Source organism: Thalassobacterium sedimentorum (genome assembly GCF_031127905.1).
Lineage (GTDB): Bacteria > Verrucomicrobiota > Verrucomicrobiia > Opitutales > Coraliomargaritaceae > Thalassobacterium > Thalassobacterium sedimentorum.
Genome location: NZ_JARXIC010000151.1, coordinates 1 through 356 on the forward strand (window position 1 = coordinate 1; position 356 = coordinate 356).

Consider the following 356-nt stretch of genomic DNA (forward strand, 5'->3'; position numbering starts at 1 on the left):
ATGGTCGACGACGATGCCGACGCGTCGGGGCGTGTTACGTTTTCAAATGTTCGTTTGCACGAAGGAGAGATGCCCCCGCCGGTGGTCTCACTGCCGTCGGCACCTTTGCCTATTCAATTTAATAGAACGTTTATCTCTCACGATAGTAATCAGGATGGCCAAAATGGGCATATGTCGACGGTGGCAACGAGTGTTGAAGATACTGCCGTCCGCATTCAAGGGAATGCATGGAAATCGATGCCTTATGACTATCAGGTGACCGCACGCACGGTATTGGAGTTCTCCGTTACGATGAACCATCCTAGCGAGCTCATTGGTGTGATTTTGGACGACGACACCAATCCTACCAATGATCG

At 50.8% G+C, this 356-nt stretch carries 1 protein-coding gene; it reads left to right on the forward strand.

Annotated elements, in window-relative coordinates:
* On the forward strand, positions 1–356 hold a 356-nt coding region (locus QEH59_RS18805), incomplete at both ends, for a hypothetical protein (RefSeq protein ID WP_308986927.1).